The sequence below is a fragment of the Pseudomonas sp. JY-Q genome, assembly GCF_001655295.1.
Classification (GTDB): Bacteria; Pseudomonadota; Gammaproteobacteria; order Pseudomonadales; family Pseudomonadaceae; genus Aquipseudomonas; species Aquipseudomonas alloputida.
The window spans coordinates 3851564-3876467 of record NZ_CP011525.1 but is presented as its reverse complement, the minus strand read 5'-3'; the positions used below and the strand labels follow the sequence as shown (position 1 = coordinate 3876467).

Sequence of the window (24904 nt, the reverse complement as noted above, 5' to 3'; positions counted from 1 at the left end):
TAAAAAAAGCCCGCCATAAAGGCGGGCGAAAGACGTTTGAAGGGAGAGCCTGCAGGTTGCGCCGTGCCAGTTAACCCAGGATTAAGCGACAACGCATTGACCCAGCATCCTGATCAGCCTATACAGGCCTGCCATTATCCCAGGAGCCAGCATGCGCGACGAAGACGACCTGCACGAACCCGAGCACGATCACCTGCTTGACCACGAATTTCTCTACGACGACGTGGAGCCCGAGGCAGATGCCCAAGGCGCCGAGGATGAAGTGGAGGAAGACGAGGAGACGCTGGATGACCTCGATGATGAAGAGCGCGATCACCCAGCCTGGTTCGACGACTGCGACGACTGACTCAGCGACCATCCACCGAGAACCGCCCGGGCCCGCTTACCGCCAGCAACAGCAGGCCGCCCATGATGCTGAGGTTTTTCAGAAACTGAGTCATGTTGGCGCTGCGTTCGGGGTCGACCATGTTCCAGAATGGGTGGCCCAGCAGCGCCGTGCCCAGTACGAACAGCGCGAATAGAAAGGCCAGCGGCCGCGTGTAGAAACCGAGGATCAACAGGATTGCGACGACGAACTCCATGATGACGGCAATCCCTGCTGCCAGCATCGGGGCAGGGGCGCCGAGCGAGGTCATATAGCCTACCGTGCCATCGAAGCCGGTCAGCTTGGCCCAGCCAGACAAGACGAACAGGACCATCAGCAGTACGCGGGCGAACAGGATAATGATGTCGCGTTGACCATCGAACAGGGAGTAGCGCATGGCGGCGTTCCAGTGGACGGGGACAAGCTCCACTTTAGCAGCTGCGCCAGACATTGCTGTCAGGCAGCAAAAAGGCGCCGCAGGGGCGCCTTTTCAACGAAGTTTGGTGCGAGTGGCGGGACTCGAACCCGCAAGGCTCACGCCGACAGATTTTAAGTCTGCTGTGTATACCAATTCCACCACACTCGCACGTTTGAAGGGGTCGCAACGACCAGCTCGCTTCTAAGCAGAAGGGCTTCGCAATCAAGCGCGCTTTATAACCCATTGTTATAGTTGAGTCAACTGCAGCACCTATGATCAACAGATAGAAGAGGCGATCGAACGGGCAATTGACACCTTGCTGTCGTTACGCCACTGTTGCCCATGATTGGATCCAAGCGTGTTCCGCAATGACTTGGGGCCGAGTTGGCGAAGGTGTGGTGCGTCCACGGTTATTCTGGCGGCTGTTGTTCGCGCAGGTGCTCGTGTTGGCCTCTGCCGGCGGTGGTATGATCATGCGGCTCAGCCTGTGATTGCTGAAAGAGGCCATGCCGCGGCGCATCAGCCCGGCGCTGGCCGAGCCGGAACGCTGACAGCCTGTAGTCGTTCAGCTGTCTACTGGCAGACACTCCAGGCTACGTTCATTTTCTCCCTCCTGCTGTGCCAGTGGAGTTTGCATGGTTTCAGCCGACTGCCTCGACGCTTCCCTCATGCCCGCCCATCGTTATGAACAGCTGGTTCAGTCGGTGGTGGATTATGCCATCTACATGCTCGACCCTTCCGGCCATGTGGTGTCTTGGAACGCCGGCGCGCAACGGATCAAGGGTTACCGTAGGGATGAAGTGATCGGCAAGCATTTTTCGTTGTTCTTCACCCCACAGGATTGTGCGCAGGGCCGCCCCGAGTGCCTGCTGCGTCAGGCGCTGGAGCAGGGTGTGGCGCAGGACGAAGGCTGGCGGGTGCGCAAGGACGGTTCGCAGTTCTGGGCCCTGGCGGCACTGGATGTGATCCGTGATGAAAATGGCCAGATCATTGGCCTGGCCAAAGTCACACGCGATATCACTGACCGTCGCGAGTCGGCGCTGCAGCTCGACGCAGTGCGCGCCCAGCTGTTCCAGGCGCAGAAGCTTGAAGCCCTCGGCCAGTTGACCGGTGGTCTGGCGCACGACTTCAACAACATGTTGACCATCATCATCAGCTCCGCGCGCCTGGCGCTGGCCACCCAGGACCCGGCACGCACCCAGCGCATGTTGCAGCACATCCTCGATGCCAGCCAGCGTGGCACCGAACTGACCCAGCAACTGCTCAGCTTTGCCCGTCACCGCAAGCTCGATGTGGCCAGCGTTGCCCCGGCAGACTTGGTTAACGCTACGCGTGGCCTGCTTGAGCATGCATTGCCAGGCTCGATTGACTTGAACGTATTGCTGCAACCGGACCTGCCGCGGATCGAGGTGGATGCCGGGCAACTGCAGATGGTGTTGCTCAACCTGTTGTTCAATGCCCGAGATGCCATCGACGGGCATGGCCGCATCAGCCTGACTGTCGATGTGGTCGAGCTGTTCGGCGAAGTTGAAGGGCTGAAGGGCAGCTTCGTGCGCTTCGAGGTGGAAGACACCGGCGCAGGCATACCCACAGAGATACTGCCGCGTATCTTCGAGCCGTTTTTCACCACCAAGCCTTTCGGCAAGGGTACCGGCCTGGGGCTTAGCCAGGTCTATGGGTTCGCGCGGCAAAGTGGTGGTGCCATTTGTGTCGACAGCGAGCCTGGCCGGGGAACTTGCATGCGACTGTACTTGCCAATGTATCAGGACCAGACGGATAGCCCACTCGACAGGTAGACATCATGGCACAGGCACTGAAGCGGCTGGTAACGGGGATCGACGGGCTCGACGCGTTGCTCAAGGGTGGCCTGATAGCTGGCGCCTCCTACATTATCCAGGGGCCGCCGGGGGCCGGTAAGACCATCCTCGCCAATCAGCTGGCCTGCGGCCATGTGCGTGGCGGTGGTCGGGTGCTGGTGGCCACCTTGCTGAGCGAGTCGCATGAACGCTTGTTCCAGTACCTGTCCACGCTGGACTTCTTCGACCCGGCGCTGGTCGGTGACAAGATCCAGTTCGTCAGCGCCTTTGATACCCTCGAGCAGGACGGGCTGGATGCGGTGGTGCGGTTGCTGCGCCAGGAAATTGCCCGGCAACAGGCCAGCCTGCTGATCGTCGACGGTGTGCTCAATGCCCGGGTACGCGCGGAAACCGCGCTGGACACCAAGAAGTTCGTTTCTGAGCTGCAGGGGCATGCCGCCTTCGCCGGTTGCACCGTACTGTTGCTGACCAGTGCCCGGCTGGACGAGGGCAGCCCGGAACACACCATGGTCGATGGCGTGATCGAACTGGGTGAGCAACTGGTGGGCAGCCGCGCCGTGCGCCACGTCCAGTTGCGCAAGACCCGCGGCAGTGGTGCGTTGTCGGGGCGTCACGAATGCCTTATCGATGAGTCCGGCATGCAGGTCTATCCTCGCCTGGAAGCGTTGTTCAGCCACCCTAGCCAGTTGGGCAGCGGCACCTTGGCGCGTATCAGCAGCGGTGTACCCACCTTCGATGAAATGCTTGGCGGTGGCTTGGCCACCGGGTCAGTCAGCCTGTTGATGGGGCCTTCGGGGATTGGCAAGACGTCATTGGGCCTGGCCTTTCTGGGTGCCAGCACGCCGCAGGCGCCGGGGTTGCATTTCGGTTTTTACGAAACGCCCGAACGCCTGCGCAGCAAGGCCGCTTCGCTCGGCTACGATTTTGCCGCGATGGAGCAGGGCGGTAGCTTGCAGCTGTGCTGGCAGCCGACCACCGAGGGCTTGCTGGACCAGGTTGGCGCGCGGCTACTGGAGCGTGTAGCGGCGCAGGGCAGCAAGCGCGTGGTGATCGACAGCCTTGGCGCATTCAGCCGCCTGGCTATTGACCCGACGCGGCTGAATGCGTTTTTCCGCGCGCTGGCGGGTGAGTTGCGCGCGCGCGATGTCAGCGTGGTCCTGACCTGGGAGATGCGCGACATTTTCGGCGCGGAAATCAGCGCCCCCGCGCCGGACCTGTCGAGTATCGTCGACAACCTTATGCTGATGCGCTTTGTCGAACTGGACTCGCAACTGCGGCGCATGCTGTCGGTCCTCAAGGTGCGTGACAGCCACCATGACCCGGCCTTGCACGAGCTGCTGATCGGGCCGCAAGGCATTACCTTGCGCAAGGCATTCGAAGGTGCCTGCGGTGTGCTTTCGGGAACGCCGACGCCGCAGGGGAGCGGGTGACGGACGAGCCGATGAACACCATCCTGATTGTCGATGACGAGTACCTGATCGCCGATATCCTCGGTTTTGCCCTGGAGGACGAAGGTTTCGTGGTGGAAAAGGCGAGCAATGGCTGCAAAGCACTGGAGGCGTTGAAGGAAAAACGCGTGCAGCTGGTGATTACCGACTACATGATGCCGCTACTCAACGGTGAGGAGTTGGCACGTGCCATACGCCAGGACCCGGCGTTAAGCGAGTTGCCGGTCATCCTCATGAGCGGCGCACAGGCCAGCCAAGGATGCCCGGCCCTGTTTGCCGCAATATTCGACAAGCCGTTCGACATGGATGAGATGATCGCCACGGTGCATCAGTTGATGGGCACCTGAGGCTGGCGGTCGAGCGCATCCATGCCCCTCGGGTGGCGCTAGTGTGAGTCTTCGTGTTTCTCCGGAGCCGGGTTGCCGGCCTGGATGCGTTTGAAGATCTCTTCTCGATGGACCTGAACATCTTTCGGTGCATCGATACCGATTCTCACCTGCATCCCTTTGACGCCCAGAATGGTGACTTTGATGTCATCGTTGATGACGATGCTTTCGCCAACCTTACGGGTGAGTATCAGCATGTAATTCTCCTTGGTGATGTAAAAGTCCGCAGGGCTAGTTGCCGCTGCGGCGGGAGCTTGTCCCTCTTCCTTCTCATTAAAGACGCTTTCGGCGGATAGTAATTCCCCGACAGACAAATTCTGTTGCGTGTCTTCAGTTGCAGGTGCCAAAGCAAACCGTCAACGGTTTGTCGGCCAAGGTGCTCGCTGGCAAGAATAGGGGGCTTGGCGACTAATGGGAAATTTCTTCGCATCATGGGCTGAATAGACAAGCTCAATGGTCCTCCTGTTCCTCGAGTGCCTGAAGAAACAGCAGCAAGGCCACTTCCTCCGGGTCCAGGCCTTTGCGCACACGGTTTTTCGGTAAATTGGCCAGGCGCCCCAAGGCATAGTGCTCCAGGACTGCCGGGTGGATGTAACAGCGCCGGCACACGGCCGGTGTATTGCCCAGGCGTGTGGCCACCTGGCGGACTATCGCGGCCACCTGGCGTTTGGCTTCACTTTCCGGCTCCCAGGCCAAGGGCTTCAGCAGGTTCAATGCCAGGCTGCTGCCGGCCCAGGTGCGATAATCCTTGGCGGTGAAGTCGGCCCCGGTCAGTTGCTGCAGAAACTGATTGACCTCGCTGGAGCCGACACTATGGCGCTGGCCGTCTTCATCCAGGTATTGAAACAGCGCCTGCCCAGGCAGTTCCATGCAGCGTTTTAGCAGGTTGGCCAGGCGCCGGTCGTTGAGGGTGACGTTGTGCTCGACGCCGCGCTTGCCGCGGAACTGGAAGCGGATAGTGCTGCCTTTGACCTGCACATGGCGATTGCGCAGGGTGGTCAACCCGTACGACCGGTTATCGCGCAGGTAGCGCTGGTTGCCAATGCGGATCAGGGTGTGATCCAGCAGGCTCACCACCAGTGCCATGACCTTTTCCCGGTCCAGCCCTGGCCGCGCCAGGTGGGCTTCCAGCTGTGTGCGCAGCTTTGGCAGGGCCTGGGCGAACGCAAGCATGCGCCCATACTTGTGCTGGTCGCGCAGTTCGCGCCACTGTGCGTGGTAGCGGTACTGCTTGCGGCCGCGGGCATCGCGGCCGGTAGCTTGCAGGTGGCCTTGCGGGTCGGCGCAGATCCACACATCCGTGTAGGCCGGGGGAATCACCAGTGCGGCGATGCGCGAGAGGGTGTCGCTGTCACGTACCCGTTGGCCATCGGCATCCAGATAGATGAAACGGTCGCGCCAGCGCCGACGGGTCAGGCCCGGCTGACTGTCGTCAACGTAATGCAGGGTGCGCGGCAGGGGGCAGTCGAGCATGGGCGGCGGGCCTCGATCAGGTCACTGATCAATGGACAATACGCGCGCTAAGGATGCTCAACCCAAAAGGGCCACCGACTTGATCTGGGCGAACAGTATCTGCCCCGTGTGCAAACCGAGCTGGTCTGCCGAGAAGCGGGTGATGCGTGCAAGCAGGGCATTGCCGCCAGCATCCAGGCTGACCAGCACATGCGCCGGGTTGGCTGCCGGGCAGCTCTCGCGCACACGCACCGGCAGGCGGTTGAGGATGCTCGATGCGCTGTCCGCCGCCAGTGCCAGGCTGACATCCCGGGCCTGCACCTTGACGCGCAGGGTGCTGCCCATCACCTGCGCCGCGTGGGTGATGCGCAGCAGCGGCCCGTCGCTGCCGGGCAGGCGCAGGTCAAGCAGGCCGTAGTGCGGGTCGTGCCCTACCACCTTACCCTCGAACACGACGCCGGCGTCGTCGCCCTGGGCCAGCGACAGGTCAAGGCGAGCCAGGGTTTCGCTGATCGGGCCGCTGGCGATCGCCCGGCCTTGTTCCAGCAACACCAGGTGGTCGGCCAGCCGCGCGACTTCATCCTGGGCGTGGCTGACATATATCAGGGGGATGTCCAGTTCGTCGTGCAGGCGCTCCAGGAAGGGCAGTATCTCGCGCTTGCGCGGGCCGTCGAGGGCTGCCAGCGGCTCGTCCATCAACAACAGCCTTGGGCTGCTGAGCAGGGCGCGGGCAATACCTACCCGCTGCGCCTCGCCACCCGACAGGGTTGCCGGGCGGCGCTCCAGCAAGTGGCCGATACCCAGCAGTTGGCATGCCTGGTCGAGGCTGACCTTGCGTTCAGCGGGCGCTACTCGGCGCCAGCCGAACGTCAGGTTGCCGCGCACCGACAGGTGCGGGAACAGGCTGGCTTCCTGGAACACGTAGCCCACCGGGCGCAGGTGCGGTGCCTGGAAGTAGCCACGGGTGCTGTCTTCCCAGACTTCGCCGTTGACCTCGATATAGGCGCTGGCGGCCCGTTCCAGCCCGGCCAGGCAGCGCAGGCAGCTGGTCTTGCCGGAGCCAGAGTGGCCGAACAGTGCGCTGATGCCGCGCCCGGGCAGGTGCAGGTTGACGTCCAGGGTGAAGTCGTCGCGCGCCAGTTTCAGGCGCGCCACAATCGATGCGCTCATTTCAGCTCCAGCCAGCTTTGCCGCGGCGTCCAGCGTACAGCAAGAGCAGCACCAGGAAAGAGAACACCAGCATGGCACCGGCCAGCCAGTGGGCTTGCGAATACTCCATGGCTTCGACGTGATCGAAAATTTGCACCGAAACCACGCGAGTCTTGTCGGGAATGTTGCCACCGATCATCAGCACGACGCCAAACTCGCCCACCGTGTGGGCAAAGCCGAGGATGCTGGCAGTGACGAAGCCAGGGCGGGCCAGCGGCAGCACCACATGAACGAAGGTGTCCCAGGGGCTGGCGCGCAGGGTAGCGGCGACTTCCAGGGGCCGCTGGCCGATCGCGCCAAAGGCATTCTGCAGGGGTTGCACCACGAACGGCATGGAGTACACCGTCGAGCCAATCACCAGGCCTGTGAAGCTGAACACCACACTGCCCAGGCCTAGCGCCTGGGTGGCCTGCCCGAGCCAGCCGTGCGGGCCAAGGGCGATCAACAGGTAAAAGCCGATCACCGTCGGTGGCAGTACCAGGGGCAGTGCCACCACCGCACCCACCGGCCCGCGCAGCCATGAGCGTGTGCGCGCGAGCCACCAGGCGACCGGTGTGCCGATGACCAGCAGGATCAGGGTGGTCAGGCTGGCCAGTTTCACGGTCAGCCAGATGGCGCCCAGGTCACTGGCATCGAGTGGCATCAGCGTTCATAACCATAGGATTTGATCACTGCTGCGGCTTTCGGGCCTTTGAGGTATTCGACCAGTGCCTTGGCGGCCGCATTGTCCTTGCCTTTGTTGAGGATGACGGCGTCCTGACGGATCGGGTCGTGCAGGTTGGACGGCACGATCCAGGCCGAACCATGGGTCACCTTGCCGTCCATGTAGATCTGCGACAGGGCGACAAAGCCCAGCTCGGCGTTGCCGGTGGAGACGAACTGGAAGGCCTGGGTGATGTTCTGGCCTTCGACGATCTTGCCTTTGGTGGCTTCGGTTAGCTTCAGCCTGTCCAGTACCTGGGTGGCGGCCAGGCCGTAAGGTGCCGCTTTCGGGTTGGCGATGGACAGGTGTTTGTATTCGTTCTTTTTCAGCACTTCACCCTTGGCATCTACGTAGCCTTCCTTCGCAGACCACAGGGCCAGGGTGCCGATGGCGTAGGTAAAGCGCGAGCCGGGTACGGTTTCCTTTTCTGCTTCCAGCTTCTTGGGGGTGGTGTCGTCAGCGGCGAGGAACACTTCGAACGGTGCACCGTTCTTGATCTGCGCGTAGAACTGCCCGGTGGCGCCATAGGCCGCGACCAGTTTGTGGCCGGTGTCTTTTTCGAAGTCCTTGGCGATGGCCTGGATAGGGGCTGTGAAGTTGGCTGCGACCGCGACCTGGACTTCGTCGGCCCAGGCAGTGTTGAAGGCGAACAGGCTGGCCAGGGCAGTGACGGCCAGCTGGGGCGAGCGGATACGCATGAAGACAGCTCCTTGAGGTTATCGTTATAGCCTTAACTATATAGCGATAAGCCATTGGCCGGGAAGAGGCCAGGCCTGCCTGTCAGAATGCCTGGTGACCGATCACTGCCAGTGCCTTACCGGCAATCTCCCGGGTCAACTCACCCGCCGGCATGTGCCGGCCCAGCCGTAACGCCTGCCCCGACCACAGATTGCTGAAATCACTCTTACCCTGCGGATCGGTGATCGCCCTTAAAGGCATCAATGCCCCGCCCGCCAGCGGGAAGCGCGGTGCGAGCTCGCTCATCGGCCCCAGCTCGCGCATGATGCGATTGTTGATGCCGCGCGCCGGTCGGCCGGTGAACAGGTTGGTCAGCGCGGTGTCGCTGGCAGGCGCGCTGTCCAGCGCCCGGCGATGCGCTGGCGACACCTTGGCCTCGGGGCAGAACAGGTAAGCCGTGCCGATCTGCACTGCCGAGGCACCCAGGGCCAGTGCCGCCAACAGCCCGCGGTGGTCGCCGATACCACCGGCGGCAATCACCGGCACGCCGACGGCATCGGCCACCTGCGGTACGAGCGCGAAGGTGCCTATCTGGCTGGTGATGTCATCGCTGAGGAACATGCCGCGATGGCCACCGGCTTCATAACCCATGGCGATGATCGCATCGCAGCCATTGCGCTCCAGCCAGGCCGCTTCTTCCACAGTCGTGGCGCTGGACAGTACCTTGGCACCGCTGGCCTTTACCCGCTGCAGCAGTTCGGCCTGCGGCAGGCCGAAGTGGAAGCTCACCACCTCCGGGCGCAACGCTTCGACCAGCAGGCAGCTCTGCTCGTCGAAAGGCGCGCGGTTTGACACCGGCGTGGGCGCCGCGAAGTCGGCGCCCACTTCGCTGTAATAAGGCTCAAGTGCCTGCTTCCAGCGCGCATCGCGCTCGGCATCGGGCGCTGGCGGCTGGTGGCAGAAGAAGTTCAGGTTCAGCGGGCGCCCCGGGCAGCCGGCGCGGAATGCGGCGATCTCGGCGCGCACCTGCTCGCCGCTGAGCATGGCGCAGGGCAGGGCGCCCAAGCCACCTGCCAGGCCCACGGCAATGGCCATGGCCGAGCCGGTCGCCCCCGCCATGGGTGCCTGCAGAATGGGCAGCTCGATGCCCAGCAGGTCGAGGATACGGCGGTCGGGCCAATGGCTCATGCGAGTCTCCTTGCGTGGGGCGAGCGATGCGGCGGGGGCTTGCGGCAAGTCTTAGAGGGCCTTGCTGACCTGGATGTCGCTGATTTTCTCGGCGTCGTCGCCGTGGATCTTGCGCAGGGCCTCGAGGGCTTGCTCTTGCGAGGCATCGGGCATCAGCGCGAAATCCCAGCGACGCTGGCCGTCGAGCTTGTATTTGATGACGTACTTGATGGTCTGGGTCATGGTGGCCTTATCTGAGTTTCGACGACGAGCGACGGATGATCTTGATCTTGTGGGTCAGCGTTGGCTTGCGGGTGACCGAGATCGGGCGAGTGGTGACGGTATCGATGGTGATGTTCCAGAAGCCGGTGCTGGGTACGGTGATCTTCGCCGGAAACTTCTCGAAATGGCCGCCGTGGTAAGTATGACGGCCGCCGTTCTTGAAGCTGCGGAAGTTGGCGTCGTTCATCAGGCGGATATTGCAGCGCTGGGAGCACTCGATGACGACAATATCGTCCTCGTTGAGGTGCTCGCGCTGGTGTACGAATTTCATGTGATGCTCCGCAAGGTTTGGATCTGCAAAAGCAAAAGATACCACGATGTGCCGTTACACTGCCGCGTTGATCGCCAGGCGTAGATAATTCTGCCAAAGCAGGGAGCAAAACCGCCTGGATGTGGTCGAAGCGAATTCCTGAAGGCAGAGGTGCAGCAAATGAAGTGGATGGTGGCGGCGTTGTCGGTTGCGCTCGGTGGCTGCGTGAGCGTCGCGGAGCTGGAGCAATCGCGTGAAACGATGGATGTGATCTCTGGCAAGAGCCCACGCGCCTATGCCGATTGCGTAAAGGAAAAGCTTGCCGATACGCGTGACCCGCTGACCGAAGAGCAGCGTGGCGACGGCCTACGGCTGATCGTACCGCAGAAAATCACCTCAGGTGCCGGCCCGGCGGCGCTGGTGGATATCGACAAGCGCGGCAGCGGCAGCAGCATCAAACTGCACGAGCGGCTGAATAACTTCCCGCTGCGCCTTGGGGATGTGCGCACTGCGGCAACGCAGTGCATCTCCGGAAGTTGATCTGAAGCAACGGGTCCTCCTTTCTCTGCTTATATGTTTTAAGCCTAAACATATAACAAAAGAAAAGGAGATTCGTGATGACACCGTTGAGACGCGTGATGATCGGCAGCTTGCTGATCCTGATCTGGCCCACGGCACATGCCGCTGAGGGTCAGAAGGTCTTCACCCAGGGTGGGGCCAACCCTGCAGCCATGGCCTGCCTGGGTTGCCATGGCCCGGACGGCAATGGCATTGCGGCTGCCGGCTTTCCACGTTTGGCCGGGCTACCGGCCGGTTACCTTGCCAAGCAGTTGCAGGACTGGCGCAACGGCAGCCGCAAGCAGCCAGTGATGGAACCTTTGGCCAAGGCCCTGAGCGACGACGAAATCAAGGCCGTCAGTACCTACCTGGCCAGCCTGCCGGCAGCGCCCGCTGGCGACCTGCACCGCCAGCAGATTGCCGATGACCCGACCACCCGCATGGCCCTTTACGGCGACTGGAGCCGGCAGATTCCAGGTTGCGTGCAATGCCACGGGCCGGGTGGCGGCGGGGTGGGCGAACACTTCCCGCCCTTGGCCGGCCAGCCCGCCAGTTATCTGGTGGCACAGCTCAATGCCTGGCGCGACGGCAGCCGCAGCAATGACCCCAACCAGCTGATGGTCGGCGTGGCCAAGGCCATGACCGATGAGGAGATCAAGGCCGTTGCCGAGTTCTTCGCCCGCCCCGCCAGTCAGGAGGTCACGCCATGAAAACCTTGATTCCCGTCTTGTTGCTGCTGGCCGTGGGCAGCGCCCAGGCCACGCCGATCGCCATGGAAGACCAGTCGCAGTTGAAGGTGCCCGGTGTGCAGGCTGCACCGCAGTTTGTGCCGCCTGCTGAGCGTGAGTTGCCCGATAATGCCTTTGGCAAAATGGTGCGTGAAGGCCATGCCTTGTTCGTCGACACCCGCCGATTGATGCCCGAGGCGGTGGGCAACGGCATGAACTGCAGTAACTGCCACCTCGATCAGGGGCGGTTGGCGCATTCGGCGCCGCTGTGGGGTGCCTACCCGATGTATCCGGCCTATCGCAAGAAGAATGACAAGGTCAACACCTTCGCCGAGCGTATCCAAGGGTGTTTTCAGTTCAGCATGAACGGCAAGCCGCCGGCCGCTGACAGCCCGCAGATGACGGCGTTGGCGGTGTATTCATACTGGCTGTCGACCAAGGCGCCGACCGGCGTGGAGATTGCCGGACGTGGTTATCCGGAGGTGGCACAACCCAAGGGTGGTTATGACTTCAAGCGCGGCCAGCAGGTTTACCGTGAACAATGCGCGATTTGCCATGGCGATAACGGTGAAGGGCAAAAGGTCGCCGGCGAGTACGTAATGCCGCCGCTTTGGGGCAAGGACTCCTACAACTGGGGGGCTGGCATGCACCGCATCAATACCGCTGCGTCGTTCATCAAATACAACATGCCGTTGGGCAAGCCGGGCAGCCTCAGCGATCAGCAGGCCTGGGATGTGGCGGCGTGGATCAACCGCCACGAGCGGCCACAGGACCCGCGGTTGGTAGAGGGATCCATCGAGAAAACGCGGGTGAAATTTCATGCCAATGATGGGGTGAACCTGTATGGTCAGGAGGTTGATGGGGTGCTGATCGGAAAAGGGACGGGTAGCTGAGGTCAGCCAGTGGCGGTCTCTTCGCGGGTGAGCCCGTTGAAAAGGCCGCCACTGGCACGCTGATTTTCCTGTCATCCAACGGTCATGTATGACAGCAATATTTACGATCCCCCGGAACTATCTACACTGGGATATCTCTATGATGGCAACGGTCGTTAACGGGGGCATTGTAAGGTGACTGCCGCCTGATTAGACTGCGCCGAATTCCACAGGCCTAGCCTTTTGTAAGGACGTATATGATCAAAAAATGCTTGTTCCCGGCAGCCGGCTACGGCACGCGCTTCCTGCCTGCTACCAAAGCCATGCCCAAGGAAATGCTGCCGGTGGTCAACAAGCCACTGATCCAGTATGGCGTTGAAGAAGCATTGGATGCGGGTCTGAACGAGATCTCCATCGTTACCGGGCGCGGCAAGCGCGCCCTGGAAGACCACTTCGACATCAGCTACGAGCTGGAAAACCAGATCAAGGGCACCGACAAGGAAAAATACCTGGTCGGTATTCGTCGTCTGCTCGACGAGTGCTCCTTCTCGTACACGCGCCAGACCGAAATGAAAGGCCTCGGCCACGCCATTCTCACTGGCCGCCCACTGATCGGCGACGAGCCGTTCGCGGTGGTGCTGGCGGACGACCTGTGCGTCAACCCGGAAGGTGACGGCGTGCTGACTCAGATGGTCAAGCTGTACAAACAGTACCGCTGCTCGATCGTCGCCATCCAGGAAGTCGACCCGCAGGAAACCAACAAGTATGGTGTGATCAAAGGTGAGATGATCCGCGACGACATCTTCCGTGTAACCGACATGGTCGAAAAACCGGCCCCGGAAGACGCGCCTTCGAACCTGGCGATCATCGGCCGTTACATCCTGACCCCGGATATCTTCGACATCATCGCCAACACCAAGCCAGGCAAAGGCGGTGAAATCCAGATCACTGATGCCCTGTTGCAGCAGGCGAAGGATGGCTGCGTGATTGCCTATAAGTTCAAGGGCAAGCGTTTCGACTGCGGTGGCGCCGAAGGCTACATCGACGCGACCAACTTCTGCTTCGAGAACTACTACAAGACTGGCAAGGCTTACTGATAAGCCCTGCTGGCCTCAAAGCCATCCTTCGGGATGGCTTTTTTGTTTGCGGCGGCCAACGGCGGTATGCTGGACGCCTGCCTGGGAGAGTGAATACATGGCCTTCGATTTTGATCTGTTCGTGATTGGCGCCGGGTCCGGTGGTGTGCGCGCAGCGCGTTTTGCTGCCGGTTTTGGTGCAAAAGTGGCAGTGGCGGAAAGCCGCTACCTGGGGGGGACCTGCGTCAACGTCGGTTGTGTGCCGAAAAAACTGCTGGTATACGGCGCGCACGTTGCCGACGAGCTGGAGCAAGCCGCGGGTTTCGGCTGGACGTTGGAAGAGGGGCATTTCGACTGGGGCACCCTGATTGCCAACAAGAATCGGGAAATCGAGCGCCTTAACGGCATCTACCGTAACCTGCTGGTCAACAGCGGGGTGACCCTGTTGCAGGGCCACGCGCGTCTGACGGGTGCCAACGAAGTGGAAGTGGACGGTCAGCGCTACACCGCCGAGCATATCCTCATCGCTACCGGAGGCTGGCCGCAGGTACCGGACATCCCCGGCAAGGAACTGGCCATCACCTCCAACGAAGCCTTCTACCTCAAGGACTTGCCGCGCCGCGTGCTGGTGGTGGGTGGGGGTTATATCGCCGTCGAATTCGCCGGCATCTTCCAAGGCCTGGGGGCCGACACCACACTGCTGTACCGTGGCGACCTGTTCCTGCGCGGCTTCGATGGCTCGGTGCGCACCCACCTGAAGGAAGAGCTGGAAAAACGCGGCCTCGACCTGCAGTTCAACGCCGACATCCAGCGCATCGACAAGCTTGAAGATGGCCGCCTGAAAGCCACGCTCAAGGACGGCCGCGAGCTGGTCGCCGATTGTGTGTTCTATGCCACTGGCCGGCGCCCGATGCTGGACAATCTGGGCCTGGAGAACACCGGCGTCGAGCTGGATGCGCGCGGCTACATCCGGGTTGATGAGCAGTACCAGACCACCGCGCCCTCGATTCTCGCCATTGGTGATGTCATCGGCCGTGTGCAGTTGACCCCAGTGGCCTTGGCTGAAGGCATGGCCGTGGCGCGGCGCTTGTTCAAACCCGAGCAATACCGCCCGGTGGATTACCAGAACATCCCCACTGCGGTGTTCAGCCAGCCACCCATCGGTACCGTAGGCTTGACCGAAGAGCAGGCGCTGGAGGCCGGGCACAAGGTGCAGGTATTCGAAAGCCGCTTCCGGGCCATGAAGCTGACCCTGACCGACATTCAGGAAAAGACCCTGATGAAGTTGGTGGTCGATGCCGAGACCGACAAGGTGCTGGGCTGCCACATGGTCGGTCCTGACGCTGGCGAGATCATTCAAGGCCTGGGCATTGCACTTAAAGCCGGTGCGACCAAGCAGCAGTTCGACGAAACCATCGGCGTGCACCCGACGGCGGCCGAAGAGTTCGTGACCATGCGCACCGTCACCCGCTGATGACGTGGAGCCTGCTCTACAGCCTGTAGACGCAGCCTTGTGCTGCGACGAGGTCCTTGCTGACACCGGAATGTTTCTGTCATTCGGGCCTCGTTGCAGCACAAGGCTGCTTCAGAGGTGTGTACAAGGCCGGATCAATACACCCACACCTCGACCCGCCGGTTGCGCAGCCGGCCTTGCTCCTGTTCATTGCCGGCCACTGGCAATTCATCGCCCATCCCGGTCACCTGCAGCACCTCCACGCCACCACGCGCCAGTTCGCGGCGCACTGCTTGCGCACGCAGGCGGGAGAGCAGGGCTGCGCGCCCGGGTGTTTCCTTGGGGTCGCCGAACCCCACCAGCACTGCCTTGCCCTGCAGCTTCCCGGCCTGGCGCAGGTACTCTGCCACCCGCTGCACATCGCGCAAGGCCTTGTTGTCCAGCCTGGCGCTTCCTTCCTGGAAGCGGAAGTTCACACTCAGCCGCTGCGCCTGCAGGGCCAGGATGCGATAGCGCGGTGGCATGTCGCTTTGGGGGGCGACAGACAGGGCCTTGATCTGCTGCGAAACGAAACCCTGTTGGGCGATGATCGCCTGGCCGGCCGGGCTCTGAGCGAAATCGACCAGGGCCTTGGCCTGGGGCTTGGGGTTGGCCGGCAGGTAAAAGTACAGGCGCCGTGAGAGCGGGTAGTCCTCGCTGGCCACACGTGCACGCTCTGGCAGCATGGCCGGCGCGTCGCCTTCGGCCACCGCCAGCACCTTGGCCCCGTGTACGGCGGCCAGGCTGCTGAAACCGATGGCCTGGCGGTCGGTACCCACGCGTTGCGCCAGTTCGTCGCTGGACTCGAAGCGCCTGGCCTTGGCCGAAAGTTCGCCGTGCTGAGGTTCCAGCACCAGCGCCTTGAAGGTCTCGAAAGTGCCGGAACGGTCGTCACGGGCATACAGATGAATGGCCCCGCCAGGTATGCCCAGTTGTTCCCAGCGCTGGATCTGACCGGAGAAAATCTGCGCCAGTTGCCGGGTGTCCAGTTGGGGTATTGGGTTGTCGGGGTGGACGATGATCGCGACGCCGTCGAGGCCGATCACTTGTTCTGCGCCGGCTGCGCGCAGGTCGCCCAGCGCCTGCAACTGGCGCACTTCACTGTCGTTGATCGGTCGCGAGGCGGCGGCCAGGTCAGCCTCGCCACGGCCCAGCGCGACAAAGCCTGTGCTTGAACCGTGGGCGGCAATGTCGATGCGCAAGGGCTGACCATGCACGTCGCGGGCGGTAATCACCCGCTCGTTGGCGACCTTGCCTGGCTGTTGTGCGATGGCGGTGGCCTGCTGCGCGCGCAATTGCCCCTGCACCAGCGCCGGTATCAAGGCCGCGCCGATGGTGTTGGAGCCTTGGACACGCAGATGCAGGGGCTCAGACAAGGTCGCTAGTGGAAGCAAGGTGAGCAGCAAGACAAGCAGGCGGAGCATGCCGGGTGGCCTATGGCACAGTGTTGGCCGGCAGATTACGACAGTGGCGTGATGATAATGTGACGGGGGCGTACACCTTCCAGCGTGCAGCGCCTGCCCGATCGTGCGCCGCGCGGGCGACGCTCGATCTGGCAGGCGCTGCAACGCTGAAGAGGTTAATGTGCCCCGGCCGACTTGCTCAGGTCGCTCTCGGCCCATTCGGTATAAATGCAAGCGTCGGCCACTGCCCAACGCACCTTCACGCTGTCGCCCGGCTGCATCGGCATGCCCGCGGCCGACAGGGCCTTCACCGTCAGCTCGGTACCCCCTGCAGTCACCACATGACAGGTCTGGCTTTCACCCAGGAACAGCACTTCGCCCACCTTGGCACTGACCTCGTTCCAGCCCGCCGGCAATGGCTCGCGCGCCGCTTGTTCGGCGGTCAGGGCCAGGGCTTTTTCCGGACGCACCATGATCAGCGCATCCTGCTCGGCGGCCAGGCCTGGGGTGAGGCGGATGGCCACTGGTTGGCCCTCGAAGCTGCCTGCGCCATTGCTGCTGGCCTTGATCCGCAGGAAGTTGGAGTTGCCCAGGAACGACGCAACAAAGGCATTCGGCGGATTCTGGTACAAGTCGTACCCGGTGCCCAGGCCGACGATCTTGCCGTGGCTGAAGATGGCGATGCGCTGCGACAGGCGCATCGCCTCTTCCTGGTCGTGGGTCACGTAGACAATGGTAATGCCCAGGCGGCGGTGCAGCTGGCGCAGTTCGTCCTGCAGGTCTTCACGCAGCTTCTTGTCCAGCGCGCCAAGCGGCTCGTCCATCAGCAGGATGCGTGGCTCGTACACGAGCGCCCGGGCAATCGCCACGCGCTGCTGTTGGCCGCCAGACATCTGTGACGGCTTGCGGTGGGCGAACTTCTCCAGTTGCACCAGCTTGAGCATGGCCTCGACGCGCTTGCTGGTTTCGGCAGCATTGAGCTTGCGGATGGCCAGCGGGAAGGCGATGTTGTCGCGCACGTTCAGGTGCGGGAACAGCGAATAGCGCTGGAACACCATGCCGATGTCACGCTTGTGCGGCGGCACGTTGACCAGCGACTGGCCGTCGACCAGGATCTCGCCGCTGCTCGGTGTTTCGAAGCCGGCCAGCATCGACAGGGTGGTGGACTTGCCCGAGCCGCTGGAACCGAGGAAGGTCAGGAACTCGCCGTCCTGGATCTCCAGGTCGAGGTTGTCCACGGCGGTGAAGTCGCCGTAGTGCTTGTTCAGGCCGCGCAGGCTGACCAGGGTTTTGCCGTGCGCGTTGTCTTTGATCACTGCACTCATTGTTGTTTTCTCCGCGCTCAGGCGTTTTCGGTGCGCCGGCGCAAGGCGGCGGCAATGAACATGACCAGCAACGACAGGCCGATCAGCAAGGTCGAAGCCACGGCGATGACCGGGCTAAGGTCCTGGCGCAAGGTGGTCCACATCTTCACTGGCAGGGTCTGCAGGTCGGGGCTGGCCATCATCACGCTCAGCACCACTTCATCCCAGGACACCAGGAAAGCGAACAGGCCACCGGCGATCATGCCGGGGCGGATGGCCGGGAACGTGACCTTGAAAATGGCCTGCAGGCGTGATGCACCGCAGATCACCGCAGCATCTTCGATCGACTGGTCGAACAGCTTCAGCGAGTTGATGATCGAGATGATCGTGAACGGCAGGGCGACGATCACGTGGCTGACCACGAAGGCGAACAGCGTGCCGGTGTAACCTAGCTTGAGGAACAGTGCGTATACCGCCACGGCAATGATCACCAGCGGCACGATCATCGGCATGGTAAACAGCCCGTACAGCAGCTCGCGGCCCGGGAAGCGGCCACGCACCAGGGCGAATGCGCTGGGCAGGCCCAGCAGCACGGCGGCGATGGTGGTCAGCACGGCCACCTTCAGGCTGGCCAGTGCGGCGTCCATCCACTCCGGGTTGGAGAAGAACTGGCCGTACCACTTGAAGGTCCAGCCCGGTGGCGGGAACACCAGCCACTGTGACGAGCCGAATGACAGCAACACGATGAAGACCACCGGCAGCAGCAGGAAGGCCGCGATGACCCCGGTGGTCAGGTACAGGCCCGTACGCAGCGGGCGGCCCATGGCATTGGGAGACAGGAGCATGGCGGTTTACCTCGCGTTGCCAACCGGGGATTCCGGCTGCAGCTTCAGGTACAGGTAGAAGAGCACCAGGGTGATCGCCACCAGCAGTGCGGCAGCGGCGCTGGCCAGGCCCCAGTTGAGGAACGACTGCACCTGCTGGATGATGAATTCAGGCAGCATCATGTTCTGCGCGCCCCCCAGCAGCGCCGGGGTGACGTAGTAACCGAGCGACATCACGAACACCATCAGCGCCCCGGAGAACAGCCCCGAGCGGCACAGCGGCAGGAACACCTTCCAGAAGTTGGTCCACGGGCTGGCACCACAGATCGAACCTGCCTGCAGCACCATCGGATCGATGGCGTGCATGGTCGCCTGCAGTGGCAGCACGATGAACGGGATCATGATGTAGCTCATGCCGATGACCACGCCGGTGAGGTTGTGCACCATTTCCAGCGGGGCATCGATGATGCCCATGGCCATCAACGCCTTGTTGATCACGCCCGAGCTCTGCAGCAGCACCAGCCACGAGTAGGTGCGCGCCAGCAGACTGGTCCACATCGACAGCAGCACGATGTTCAGCAGCCAGCGGCCCCACCCCTTGGGCACCAGGGTGATCGCCCAGGCCAGCGGGAAGCCCAGCAGCACGCTGATCAGGGTTACCACGCCGGCCACCGAAAAGGTGTTGAACAGCACACGTGCATAGGCCGAGTTGGCAAACAGCTGCTCGTAGTTACCTAGCCCCGGGGTGGGTTCCAGCACCCCGCGCAGCAGCAGGCCGACCAGCGGGGCGAAGAAGAACAGGCCAAGGAACAGCAGGGCTGGCAGCAGGTTGCGGCTGCCTTTCCAGCGCTGGCTCAGGCTGGCACGGCGCGGTGCGGTGCCCGGGGCGCCGGCGCCCGTGGGGGCACCTTGCGCGTTTTGCAGGGCGTTGATGGCGACTTTCATTTGACCAACCACTCATTCCAGCGGGCCGCGATAGCTTGACCGTTCTTGGCCCAGTAGGCGAAGTCGAGGGTGACCTGGTCCTGGGCGTAGGCAGTTGGCAGGTTTGGCGCGAGGTCCTTGTCCAGCTTGGCCACGCTGTCGACGTTGACCGGCGCATAGGCGGTTTTGTTGGCGAATTCGGCCTGGCCTTCGGCGCTGCTGGCGTTGGCCAGGAATTTCATGGCCGCTTCCTTGTTCTTGGCGCCTTTGGGGATGACCAGGAAGTCGGCCATGACCAGGTTCTGCTTCCAGCTCACACCCACCGGTGCACCGTCTTGCTGCAGGGCGTAGACACGGCCATTCCAGAACTGGCCGAGCGAGGCTTCACCTGAGGCCAGCAACTGCTGTGACTGGGCGCCACCGCCCCACCAGACGATGTCTTTCTTGATGGTGTCGAGCTTCTTGAAGGCGCGGTCCAGGTCCAGCGGGTACAGCTTGTCAGGGGCTACGCCGTCGGCCAGCAGGGCCAGTTCCAGCACGCCGGGGCTGGGCCATTTGTACAGGGCTCGCTTGCCGGGGTAGGCCTTGGTGTCGAACAGCGCGGTCCAGTCCACCGGCTTGTTGGCCCCGAGCTTGCCTTCGTTGTAGCCGAGCACGAAGGAGAAGAAGAATGAGCCGACGCCATGATCGGAGACGAAGCGTGGGTCGATCTTGTCGCGCTTGATCTGGTTGAAGTCGAGGGGTTCGAGCAGGCCTTCGCTGGCGGCACGCAGGGCAAAGTCGGCTTCGACGTCGACCACGTCCCACTGCACGTTTCCGCTCTCGACCATGGCCTTGAGCTTGCCGTAGTCGGTGGGACCGTCCTGCACGACCTTGATGTTCGTGGCTTTGGTGAACGGTACTGCCCACGCTTCTTTCTGGGCGTCCTGGGTCGTACCGCCCCAGCTGACGAAGTTGAGGCTGTCGGCGGCCTGGGCGGCCTGACATGCCAGGGTCAGCAGGCTGGCGGACAGCACTGCGGTTACACGTTTGCTTAACAGCATGGTTACGCCCTCGTTGCTTTTGTTATTCGAGGCGGGGCTTGTGGTGCGCCCGCCAATAGTGTTCGGGGAGCAGCTAAAACAAAGTGTTCTGATGGCCGTTTTTAATTGTAGGTGCCGGCCTGCAGGTTTAAGGTCTACGGGATATCATATTATGGTATTCCAAAATTTTGGCAAGAGGTATGGGGCGACCGGCCATCACTCCGCCCTGTCAAAAGCACCAAGGGCCCTGTAGGCGCGGGTTTACCCGCGAATGCGTCGGTGGTGTCACCCTCGCATTCGCGGGTAAACCCGCGCCTACAGGGCCCCGCTAAATCAATTGCTTGTGTGTTCTCAGCCATCCATCCCCGGGTCGAACGGGATGCTCTGCACCACCTCCAGCTCATAGCCCGCCAGCCCCGCGTATTTCAGCGGTGGCCCCAGGTGACGCAGCTTGCCCACGCCAAGGTCCTGCAGAATTTGCGCCCCGGTACCCACTTCGGAATACACCTTGGACTGGCCACGTTGATAGGGCCGCACAGGGTGGGTCAGTTGTGGCACACGCTCAAGCAAGGCCTGGGAGGATTCGTGGTTGGCCAGGATCACCACCACGCCAGTACCTTCCTCAGCCACCTTCTGCAGCGCCGCCCACAGCGTCCAGTTGGCGGGGCCGGCGTACTCGGCACCCACCAGGTCGCGCAGCGGGTCAATCACATGCACCCGCACCAGGGTCGGCTGTTCGCGGCGAATGTCGCCCATGACCATGGCCATGTGCACGCCACCTTCGATGCGGTCTTCATACGTGACCAGGCGGAAGGTGCCATGCACGGTCGGTAGCTCGCGCTCGCCGATGCGCTTGATGGTCTGCTCGGTGCTCAGGCGGTAGTGGATCAGGTCGGCGATGGTGCCAATCTTGATGCCATGCCGGGCGGCGAACACTTCCAGGTCGGGGCGACGGGCCATGGTGCCGTCGTCGTTCAGCACTTCAACGATGACCGAGGCCGGGCTGAAGCCGGCCAGGCGTGCCAGGTCGCAGCCGGCTTCGGTGTGGCCGGCACGGGTCAGCACGCCGCCTTCGCGTGCCCGCAGGGGGAAAATGTGGCCAGGTTGTACCACGTCTTCGGGGCGGGCGTTGGGGGCCATGGCCGCTGCCACGGTGCGTGCCCGGTCAGCGGCGGAAATGCCGGTGGTGACCCCGGTGGCCGCCTCGATCGACACGGTGAACGCGGTGCTGAACACGCTACCGTTGGCCGGAACCATCTGCTCCAGGCCCAGGCGCTGGCAGTGATCGTCGGTCAAGGTCAGGCAGATCAGCCCGCGCGCCTCGCGGGCCATGAAGTTGATGGCCTGGGCGTCGCAGCGCTCGGCGGCGATCAACAGGTCGCCTTCGTTTTCCCGGTCCTCGTCATCCACCAGCAGGACCATCTTGCCTTGCCGGTAGTCCTCGAGAAGTTCCTCGATGGTGTTGAAAGCCATGGTGCACGCTCACTGTGGTGGGGTGAATTTTATGGTATACCATCATACACAAATATCGCCGTAACAGGAGAGCTGCACATGAAGGCCTACTGGATCGCCCATGTGGACGTGACCGACCCCGAGCAGTACCAGCAATACACCCAGCGCGCCCCGGCTGCCTTCAAGGCATTCGGCGGGCGCTTCCTGGCCCGTGGCGGGCGCAGCGAGGCGATGGAAGGGAGGGCTACGCCTCAGCGTAGCGTGGTGATCGAGTTCGATTCGTACGCGCAGGCCGTCGCCTGTTACCGCTCCGCGCTGTACCAAGAGGCATGCAGCCATCGCCAAGGGGTGGCGAAGGCTGAGGTGATCATTGTGGAAGGGTTTGAGCCCTGAGCAGGATTTGCCGGCCCTTTCGCACCGATGGCAGATTCATTGAAGCCTGCGGGCCGTTTCCGCAAATAGAAGCAAAAGACCCGCCCAGGCGGGTCTATTGCTCATTGCCTCACTGCAGATGCACTTTAAGTTCGTTGCCCGCCTGCCGCAGCGCCGCCTTTACTGCCGGCACTTGGCTCAACGGGTTGAGCAGCCCATAGTCATGAATCATTCCGTTGTAGCGCACCGAGGTTACTGTCACGCCCGCCGCATTCAACTTGCGGGCATAAGCCTCGCCTTCATCCCGCAACACATCGAACTCAGCCGTTTGCACCAGCGCTGGCGGCAAGCCCTTGAGCTGTTCACTGCTGGCCCGCAGCGGCGAGGCGTAGATCTGCGCCCGCGCCTTTGCATCAACGGTGTAGTTGTTCCAGAACCACTCCATCATCCCGGTGGTCAGGAAGTGTCCTTCGGCAAACTGCTTGTACGACGCTGTCTCGAAGCTGGCATCGGTCACCGGCCACAGCAGCAGCTGGAAGCGCAGGGCAGGGGTGCCGGCCTCTTTGGCCTTGAGTGCAACCACCGCCGCCATGTTACCGCCAACGCTGTTGCCGGCTACAGCCAGGCGCTTGCCATCCACGCCGATCTCCTTGCCATGCTCGGCCACCCAGCGAGTCGCGGCGTACGCCTGGTTGATCGCCGTCGGGTAGTGCGCTTCCGGTGACGGGGTGTAGTCCACATAGACCGCCACCGCACCCGAGCCGACCACCAGGTCGCGGATCAGTCGTTGGTGGGTCGGGAAGTCGCCCAGCACCCAGCCGCCGCCGTGGAAGAACATGAACACCGGCAGATCACCTTTGACGTTAGTCGGGCGTACCACTTGCAGCTTGATCGACTGGCCATTGGCCTGAATCGTGCGTTCCTTCACTTCGATCCCCGAGAGGTCGACCTTTACCGAGGCCTGGGCGCCGGTCAGTACCGCGCGGGCGTCGTTTGGTGTGAGCTGTTCCAGCGGCTTGCCACCCCCTTTCTCCAGGGCTTCGAGGAAGGCCTGGGTGTGTTGTTCGACACCGGGGCTGCCTGCGGCGAAGGCAGTGGAAACGGACAGGGCCAGGACGGAGGCGGTGAGGGCTTTGTGGACAATGTTCATGAGCGAATCCTTTTCTGTGCAAGTGTTGGTAGTGGGCGTCTTGCCTGGCCTGAGGGGCCATCGCTGCGACTTGTGCGTAGATTAGGCAGATGCACTCGTGGGAAAAAGCCGCTATAAAGTGTTTGACTGTCAGCAAGAGCGAGACAATGAACCCTTACGAAGACATGCGGATCTTTGCCCAGGTGATGGAGGCCGGTAGTTTCACCGCTGCCGCCGACCGTCTGGGCATGTCCAAGCAATCGGTCAGCCGGCGTCTGATGCAGCTTGAAGAGCGCCTGGGCGTGCGCCTGCTCAACCGCTCCACCCGGCGCCTCAATGCCACGCCACTGGGGCAGCACTACTACCAGTCGGCCCTGCGCCTGCTGGGTGAAGTGCAGCAGGTCGAACACGACATCAGCGGCCAGGCCCAGGTCCTGCGCGGCACCTTGCGCCTCAGCGCGCCGCTGTCGTTTGCCATGGCGCACCTGGGTTGCCTGCTGACCGAGTTTCTGCAGTTGCACCCCCAGGTTGATGTAGAAGTAGACCTGAGCGACCGCGCCGTGGACCTGATTGGTGAAGGCTATGACCTGGCGCTGCGGATTGGTGCATTGGAGGACTCCAGCCTGATTGCCCGGCGTATCGCCAGTGTCGAGCGGGTCTACTGTGCGAGCCCGGCGTATTTGCAAGCACGAGGAGCGCCGGGAAAACCGGATGAGCTCGCCGCGCATGATTGTCTGCCCTATGGGCATTCGCGGCAGGTGCAGTGGCAATTCCACAAAGGTGGCAAAACCCAGGCAATTCAGGTGACCGGGCGCATGCGGGCGAACAATGGCGAGTTGCTGCGGGGGGCTGCGATTGCCGGGATGGGGGTCACTTACCTGCCGACCTTTATCGTTGGGCAGGCGTTGGCGGAGGGGCAACTGGTGACGGTTCTGGATGAGTGGCGCCCGCCCGCGCTGCAGCTCTCGGCGGTGTATCCGCAGCACCGGCAGGTGGCGCGGCCGGTGCAGGGTTTTGTCAGCTTCCTGCGTACGCGGCTGGCGCAGCTCTGACGGTCGGTACAGGCTATGCTTGCCCTATGAGTACGCCCGTTCCTTTACGCCAACCTTGCCCCCCTGGCGCCTGCGTCTGCGGCCGCGAGCAATTGGCCGACCATCCGCAGGCCGCCCAGCGCATCCTCTTGCTGACCCGGCAGGAAGAAAAACGCCTGCTCGAACGGCTGGAAAACCTGAAGGACCTGGAAGACCTTCAACGTCTGCAGCAGCGCCTGTACGAAAACCTCGGCATCCGCGTGCACATCGCCCCCGGTTACAACGAGGTACGGACCATGCGCGGCATCGTCATCGAACTGGACGAGCAACCCGGGCTGTGTCGCAAGACCCGGCAGTCTATCCCGGCGGCAATCCGGCGCGGGCTGGAGCGTAATCCGCAGGTTGCGTTCCGGTTGCTCGATACGCACGACTTGTTGCGCGATACCTGAGCGTTGACACCTGTACCGGTCGATCCCACCTGGGGGCGCGTCAATTCCGTTAATTTTTACAGCGCTTGCTACGTCTACTTGAAAGCCACCCTGC

The 24904-nt window shown here is 62.4% G+C and carries 28 protein-coding genes and 1 tRNA gene; 12 read left to right on the top strand and 17 right to left on the bottom strand.

Annotated features, from left to right (window positions below):
• The first annotated feature begins 151 nt into the window (after window positions 1-151).
• Window positions 152-346 (top strand): hypothetical protein, encoded by a 195-nt coding sequence (locus AA098_RS17630; protein WP_003250932.1) that lies wholly within the window; start codon window positions 152-154, stop codon window positions 344-346.
• Window position 347: 1 nt separating this feature from the next.
• On the opposite strand, the gene AA098_RS17625 is transcribed toward AA098_RS17630, so the two are convergent.
• Together AA098_RS17625 and AA098_RS17620 are read right to left on the bottom strand one after the other, a co-directional pair.
• Window positions 348-761: a DoxX family protein gene (locus AA098_RS17625; protein ID WP_014859854.1), complete on the bottom strand. Its 414-nt coding sequence runs from the start codon at window positions 759-761 to the stop codon at window positions 348-350.
• A gap of 104 nt (window positions 762-865) precedes the next feature.
• Window positions 866-950 (bottom strand) — tRNA-Leu (locus tag AA098_RS17620).
• A 467-nt stretch (window positions 951-1417) separates the two neighbouring features.
• Here AA098_RS17620 and AA098_RS17615 point away from each other — a divergent pair.
• Genes AA098_RS17615 through AA098_RS17605 form a run of 3 tightly spaced genes read left to right on the top strand, consistent with a single transcriptional unit; the run spans window position 1418 to window position 4394 of the window.
• The gene (locus AA098_RS17615) at window positions 1418-2578 is read left to right on the top strand and encodes a nitrogen regulation protein NR(II) (protein ID WP_004576582.1); all 1161 of its coding nucleotides are present in this window, start codon (window positions 1418-1420) and stop codon (window positions 2576-2578) included.
• 5 nt (window positions 2579-2583) lie between these two features.
• A complete protein-coding gene (locus AA098_RS17610) occupies window positions 2584-4029 on the top strand; it encodes an ATPase domain-containing protein (protein ID WP_003250928.1) in 1446 nt (481 codons plus the stop codon).
• A gap of 11 nt (window positions 4030-4040) precedes the next feature.
• Entirely contained in the window at window positions 4041-4394 is a 354-nt protein-coding gene (locus AA098_RS17605; RefSeq protein WP_003250927.1) for a response regulator, read from the top strand.
• 38 nt (window positions 4395-4432) lie between these two features.
• Here the strand turns inward: AA098_RS17605 and csrA are convergent, their stop codons facing one another.
• The 8 genes from csrA to AA098_RS17570 form a co-directional block, all read right to left on the bottom strand.
• Entirely contained in the window at window positions 4433-4630 is a 198-nt protein-coding gene (gene csrA, locus AA098_RS17600; RefSeq protein WP_003250926.1) for a carbon storage regulator CsrA, read from the bottom strand.
• Window positions 4631-4883: 253 nt separating this feature from the next.
• Window positions 4884-5906: a DNA topoisomerase IB gene (locus AA098_RS17595; RefSeq protein ID WP_003250925.1), complete on the bottom strand. Its 1023-nt coding sequence runs from the start codon at window positions 5904-5906 to the stop codon at window positions 4884-4886.
• A gap of 57 nt (window positions 5907-5963) precedes the next feature.
• Window positions 5964-7055 (bottom strand): molybdenum ABC transporter ATP-binding protein, encoded by a 1092-nt coding sequence (gene modC / locus AA098_RS17590; protein ID WP_064614839.1) that lies wholly within the window; start codon window positions 7053-7055, stop codon window positions 5964-5966.
• A 1-nt stretch (window position 7056) separates the two neighbouring features.
• Entirely contained in the window at window positions 7057-7737 is a 681-nt protein-coding gene (gene modB / locus AA098_RS17585; RefSeq protein ID WP_003250923.1) for a molybdate ABC transporter permease subunit, read from the bottom strand.
• Complete coding sequence (gene modA, locus AA098_RS17580; protein ID WP_054889279.1) at window positions 7737-8495, bottom strand: molybdate ABC transporter substrate-binding protein; 759 nt, start codon at window positions 8493-8495, stop codon at window positions 7737-7739. The genes modB and modA overlap by 1 nt, the downstream gene beginning before the upstream one ends.
• A gap of 82 nt (window positions 8496-8577) precedes the next feature.
• Window positions 8578-9663 carry a nitronate monooxygenase family protein gene (locus AA098_RS17575; protein WP_003250920.1) on the bottom strand — a complete coding sequence of 362 codons (1086 nt, stop codon included), beginning with the start codon at window positions 9661-9663 and terminating at the stop codon, window positions 8578-8580.
• A gap of 51 nt (window positions 9664-9714) precedes the next feature.
• The gene (locus tag AA098_RS29555) at window positions 9715-9885 is read right to left on the bottom strand and encodes a hypothetical protein (RefSeq protein WP_003250919.1); all 171 of its coding nucleotides are present in this window, start codon (window positions 9883-9885) and stop codon (window positions 9715-9717) included.
• Window positions 9886-9892: 7 nt separating this feature from the next.
• The gene (locus AA098_RS17570; protein ID WP_003250918.1) at window positions 9893-10195 is read right to left on the bottom strand and encodes a DUF1883 domain-containing protein; all 303 of its coding nucleotides are present in this window, start codon (window positions 10193-10195) and stop codon (window positions 9893-9895) included.
• 159 nt (window positions 10196-10354) lie between these two features.
• Between AA098_RS17570 and AA098_RS17565 the strand changes: the two genes are divergently transcribed.
• From AA098_RS17565 to gorA, 5 genes are all read left to right on the top strand, one after another.
• Window positions 10355-10714, top strand: coding sequence for a hypothetical protein (locus AA098_RS17565; protein ID WP_003250915.1), 360 nt, complete (start codon window positions 10355-10357; stop codon window positions 10712-10714).
• Between the two features lie 77 nt (window positions 10715-10791).
• A complete protein-coding gene (locus AA098_RS17560; RefSeq protein ID WP_004576587.1) occupies window positions 10792-11442 on the top strand; it encodes a cytochrome c in 651 nt (216 codons plus the stop codon).
• Window positions 11439-12353, top strand: a complete 915-nt coding sequence (locus AA098_RS17555; RefSeq protein WP_064614838.1) for a c-type cytochrome — start codon at window positions 11439-11441, stop codon at window positions 12351-12353. Before AA098_RS17560 ends, AA098_RS17555 begins: the two co-directional genes overlap by 4 nt.
• A gap of 236 nt (window positions 12354-12589) precedes the next feature.
• Window positions 12590-13429, top strand: a complete 840-nt coding sequence (galU, locus tag AA098_RS17550; RefSeq protein ID WP_003250908.1) for a UTP--glucose-1-phosphate uridylyltransferase GalU — start codon at window positions 12590-12592, stop codon at window positions 13427-13429.
• A gap of 97 nt (window positions 13430-13526) precedes the next feature.
• Entirely contained in the window at window positions 13527-14882 is a 1356-nt protein-coding gene (gene gorA / locus AA098_RS17545) for a glutathione-disulfide reductase (protein WP_003256243.1), read from the top strand.
• Window positions 14883-15016: 134 nt separating this feature from the next.
• Here gorA and AA098_RS17540 read toward each other — a convergent pair whose 3' ends face one another.
• From AA098_RS17540 to ribBA, 6 genes are all read right to left on the bottom strand, one after another.
• The gene (locus tag AA098_RS17540) at window positions 15017-16324 is read right to left on the bottom strand and encodes a substrate-binding domain-containing protein (RefSeq protein ID WP_064614837.1); all 1308 of its coding nucleotides are present in this window, start codon (window positions 16322-16324) and stop codon (window positions 15017-15019) included.
• 155 nt (window positions 16325-16479) lie between these two features.
• Window positions 16480-17628 carry an ABC transporter ATP-binding protein gene (locus AA098_RS17535; protein WP_003256238.1) on the bottom strand — a complete coding sequence of 383 codons (1149 nt, stop codon included), beginning with the start codon at window positions 17626-17628 and terminating at the stop codon, window positions 16480-16482.
• Between the two features lie 17 nt (window positions 17629-17645).
• The gene (locus AA098_RS17530; protein ID WP_003256236.1) at window positions 17646-18452 is read right to left on the bottom strand and encodes an ABC transporter permease; all 807 of its coding nucleotides are present in this window, start codon (window positions 18450-18452) and stop codon (window positions 17646-17648) included.
• Window positions 18453-18458: 6 nt separating this feature from the next.
• A complete protein-coding gene (locus tag AA098_RS17525) occupies window positions 18459-19376 on the bottom strand; it encodes an ABC transporter permease (RefSeq protein WP_004576592.1) in 918 nt (305 codons plus the stop codon).
• Window positions 19373-20398 (bottom strand): ABC transporter substrate-binding protein, encoded by a 1026-nt coding sequence (locus AA098_RS17520; protein WP_004576593.1) that lies wholly within the window; start codon window positions 20396-20398, stop codon window positions 19373-19375. The genes AA098_RS17525 and AA098_RS17520 overlap by 4 nt, the downstream gene beginning before the upstream one ends.
• A 330-nt stretch (window positions 20399-20728) precedes the next feature.
• Window positions 20729-21850: a bifunctional 3,4-dihydroxy-2-butanone-4-phosphate synthase/GTP cyclohydrolase II gene (gene ribBA, locus AA098_RS17515; protein ID WP_003256231.1), complete on the bottom strand. Its 1122-nt coding sequence runs from the start codon at window positions 21848-21850 to the stop codon at window positions 20729-20731.
• A 78-nt stretch (window positions 21851-21928) separates the two neighbouring features.
• On the opposite strand from ribBA, the gene AA098_RS17510 reads away from it, so the two are divergent.
• Complete coding sequence (locus tag AA098_RS17510) at window positions 21929-22222, top strand: DUF1330 domain-containing protein (RefSeq protein ID WP_003256229.1); 294 nt, start codon at window positions 21929-21931, stop codon at window positions 22220-22222.
• Between the two features lie 109 nt (window positions 22223-22331).
• Here AA098_RS17510 and AA098_RS17505 read toward each other — a convergent pair whose 3' ends face one another.
• Complete coding sequence (locus tag AA098_RS17505; protein ID WP_064614836.1) at window positions 22332-23351, bottom strand: alpha/beta hydrolase; 1020 nt, start codon at window positions 23349-23351, stop codon at window positions 22332-22334.
• A gap of 146 nt (window positions 23352-23497) precedes the next feature.
• On the opposite strand from AA098_RS17505, the gene AA098_RS17500 reads away from it, so the two are divergent.
• Window positions 23498-24382 (top strand): LysR family transcriptional regulator, encoded by an 885-nt coding sequence (locus AA098_RS17500; protein WP_064614835.1) that lies wholly within the window; start codon window positions 23498-23500, stop codon window positions 24380-24382.
• A 26-nt stretch (window positions 24383-24408) separates the two neighbouring features.
• On the top strand, window positions 24409-24810 hold the full coding sequence (locus AA098_RS17495) for a hypothetical protein (RefSeq protein WP_060538000.1): 402 nt from the start codon (window positions 24409-24411) through the stop codon (window positions 24808-24810).
• The last annotated feature ends 94 nt before the right edge of the window (window positions 24811-24904 follow it).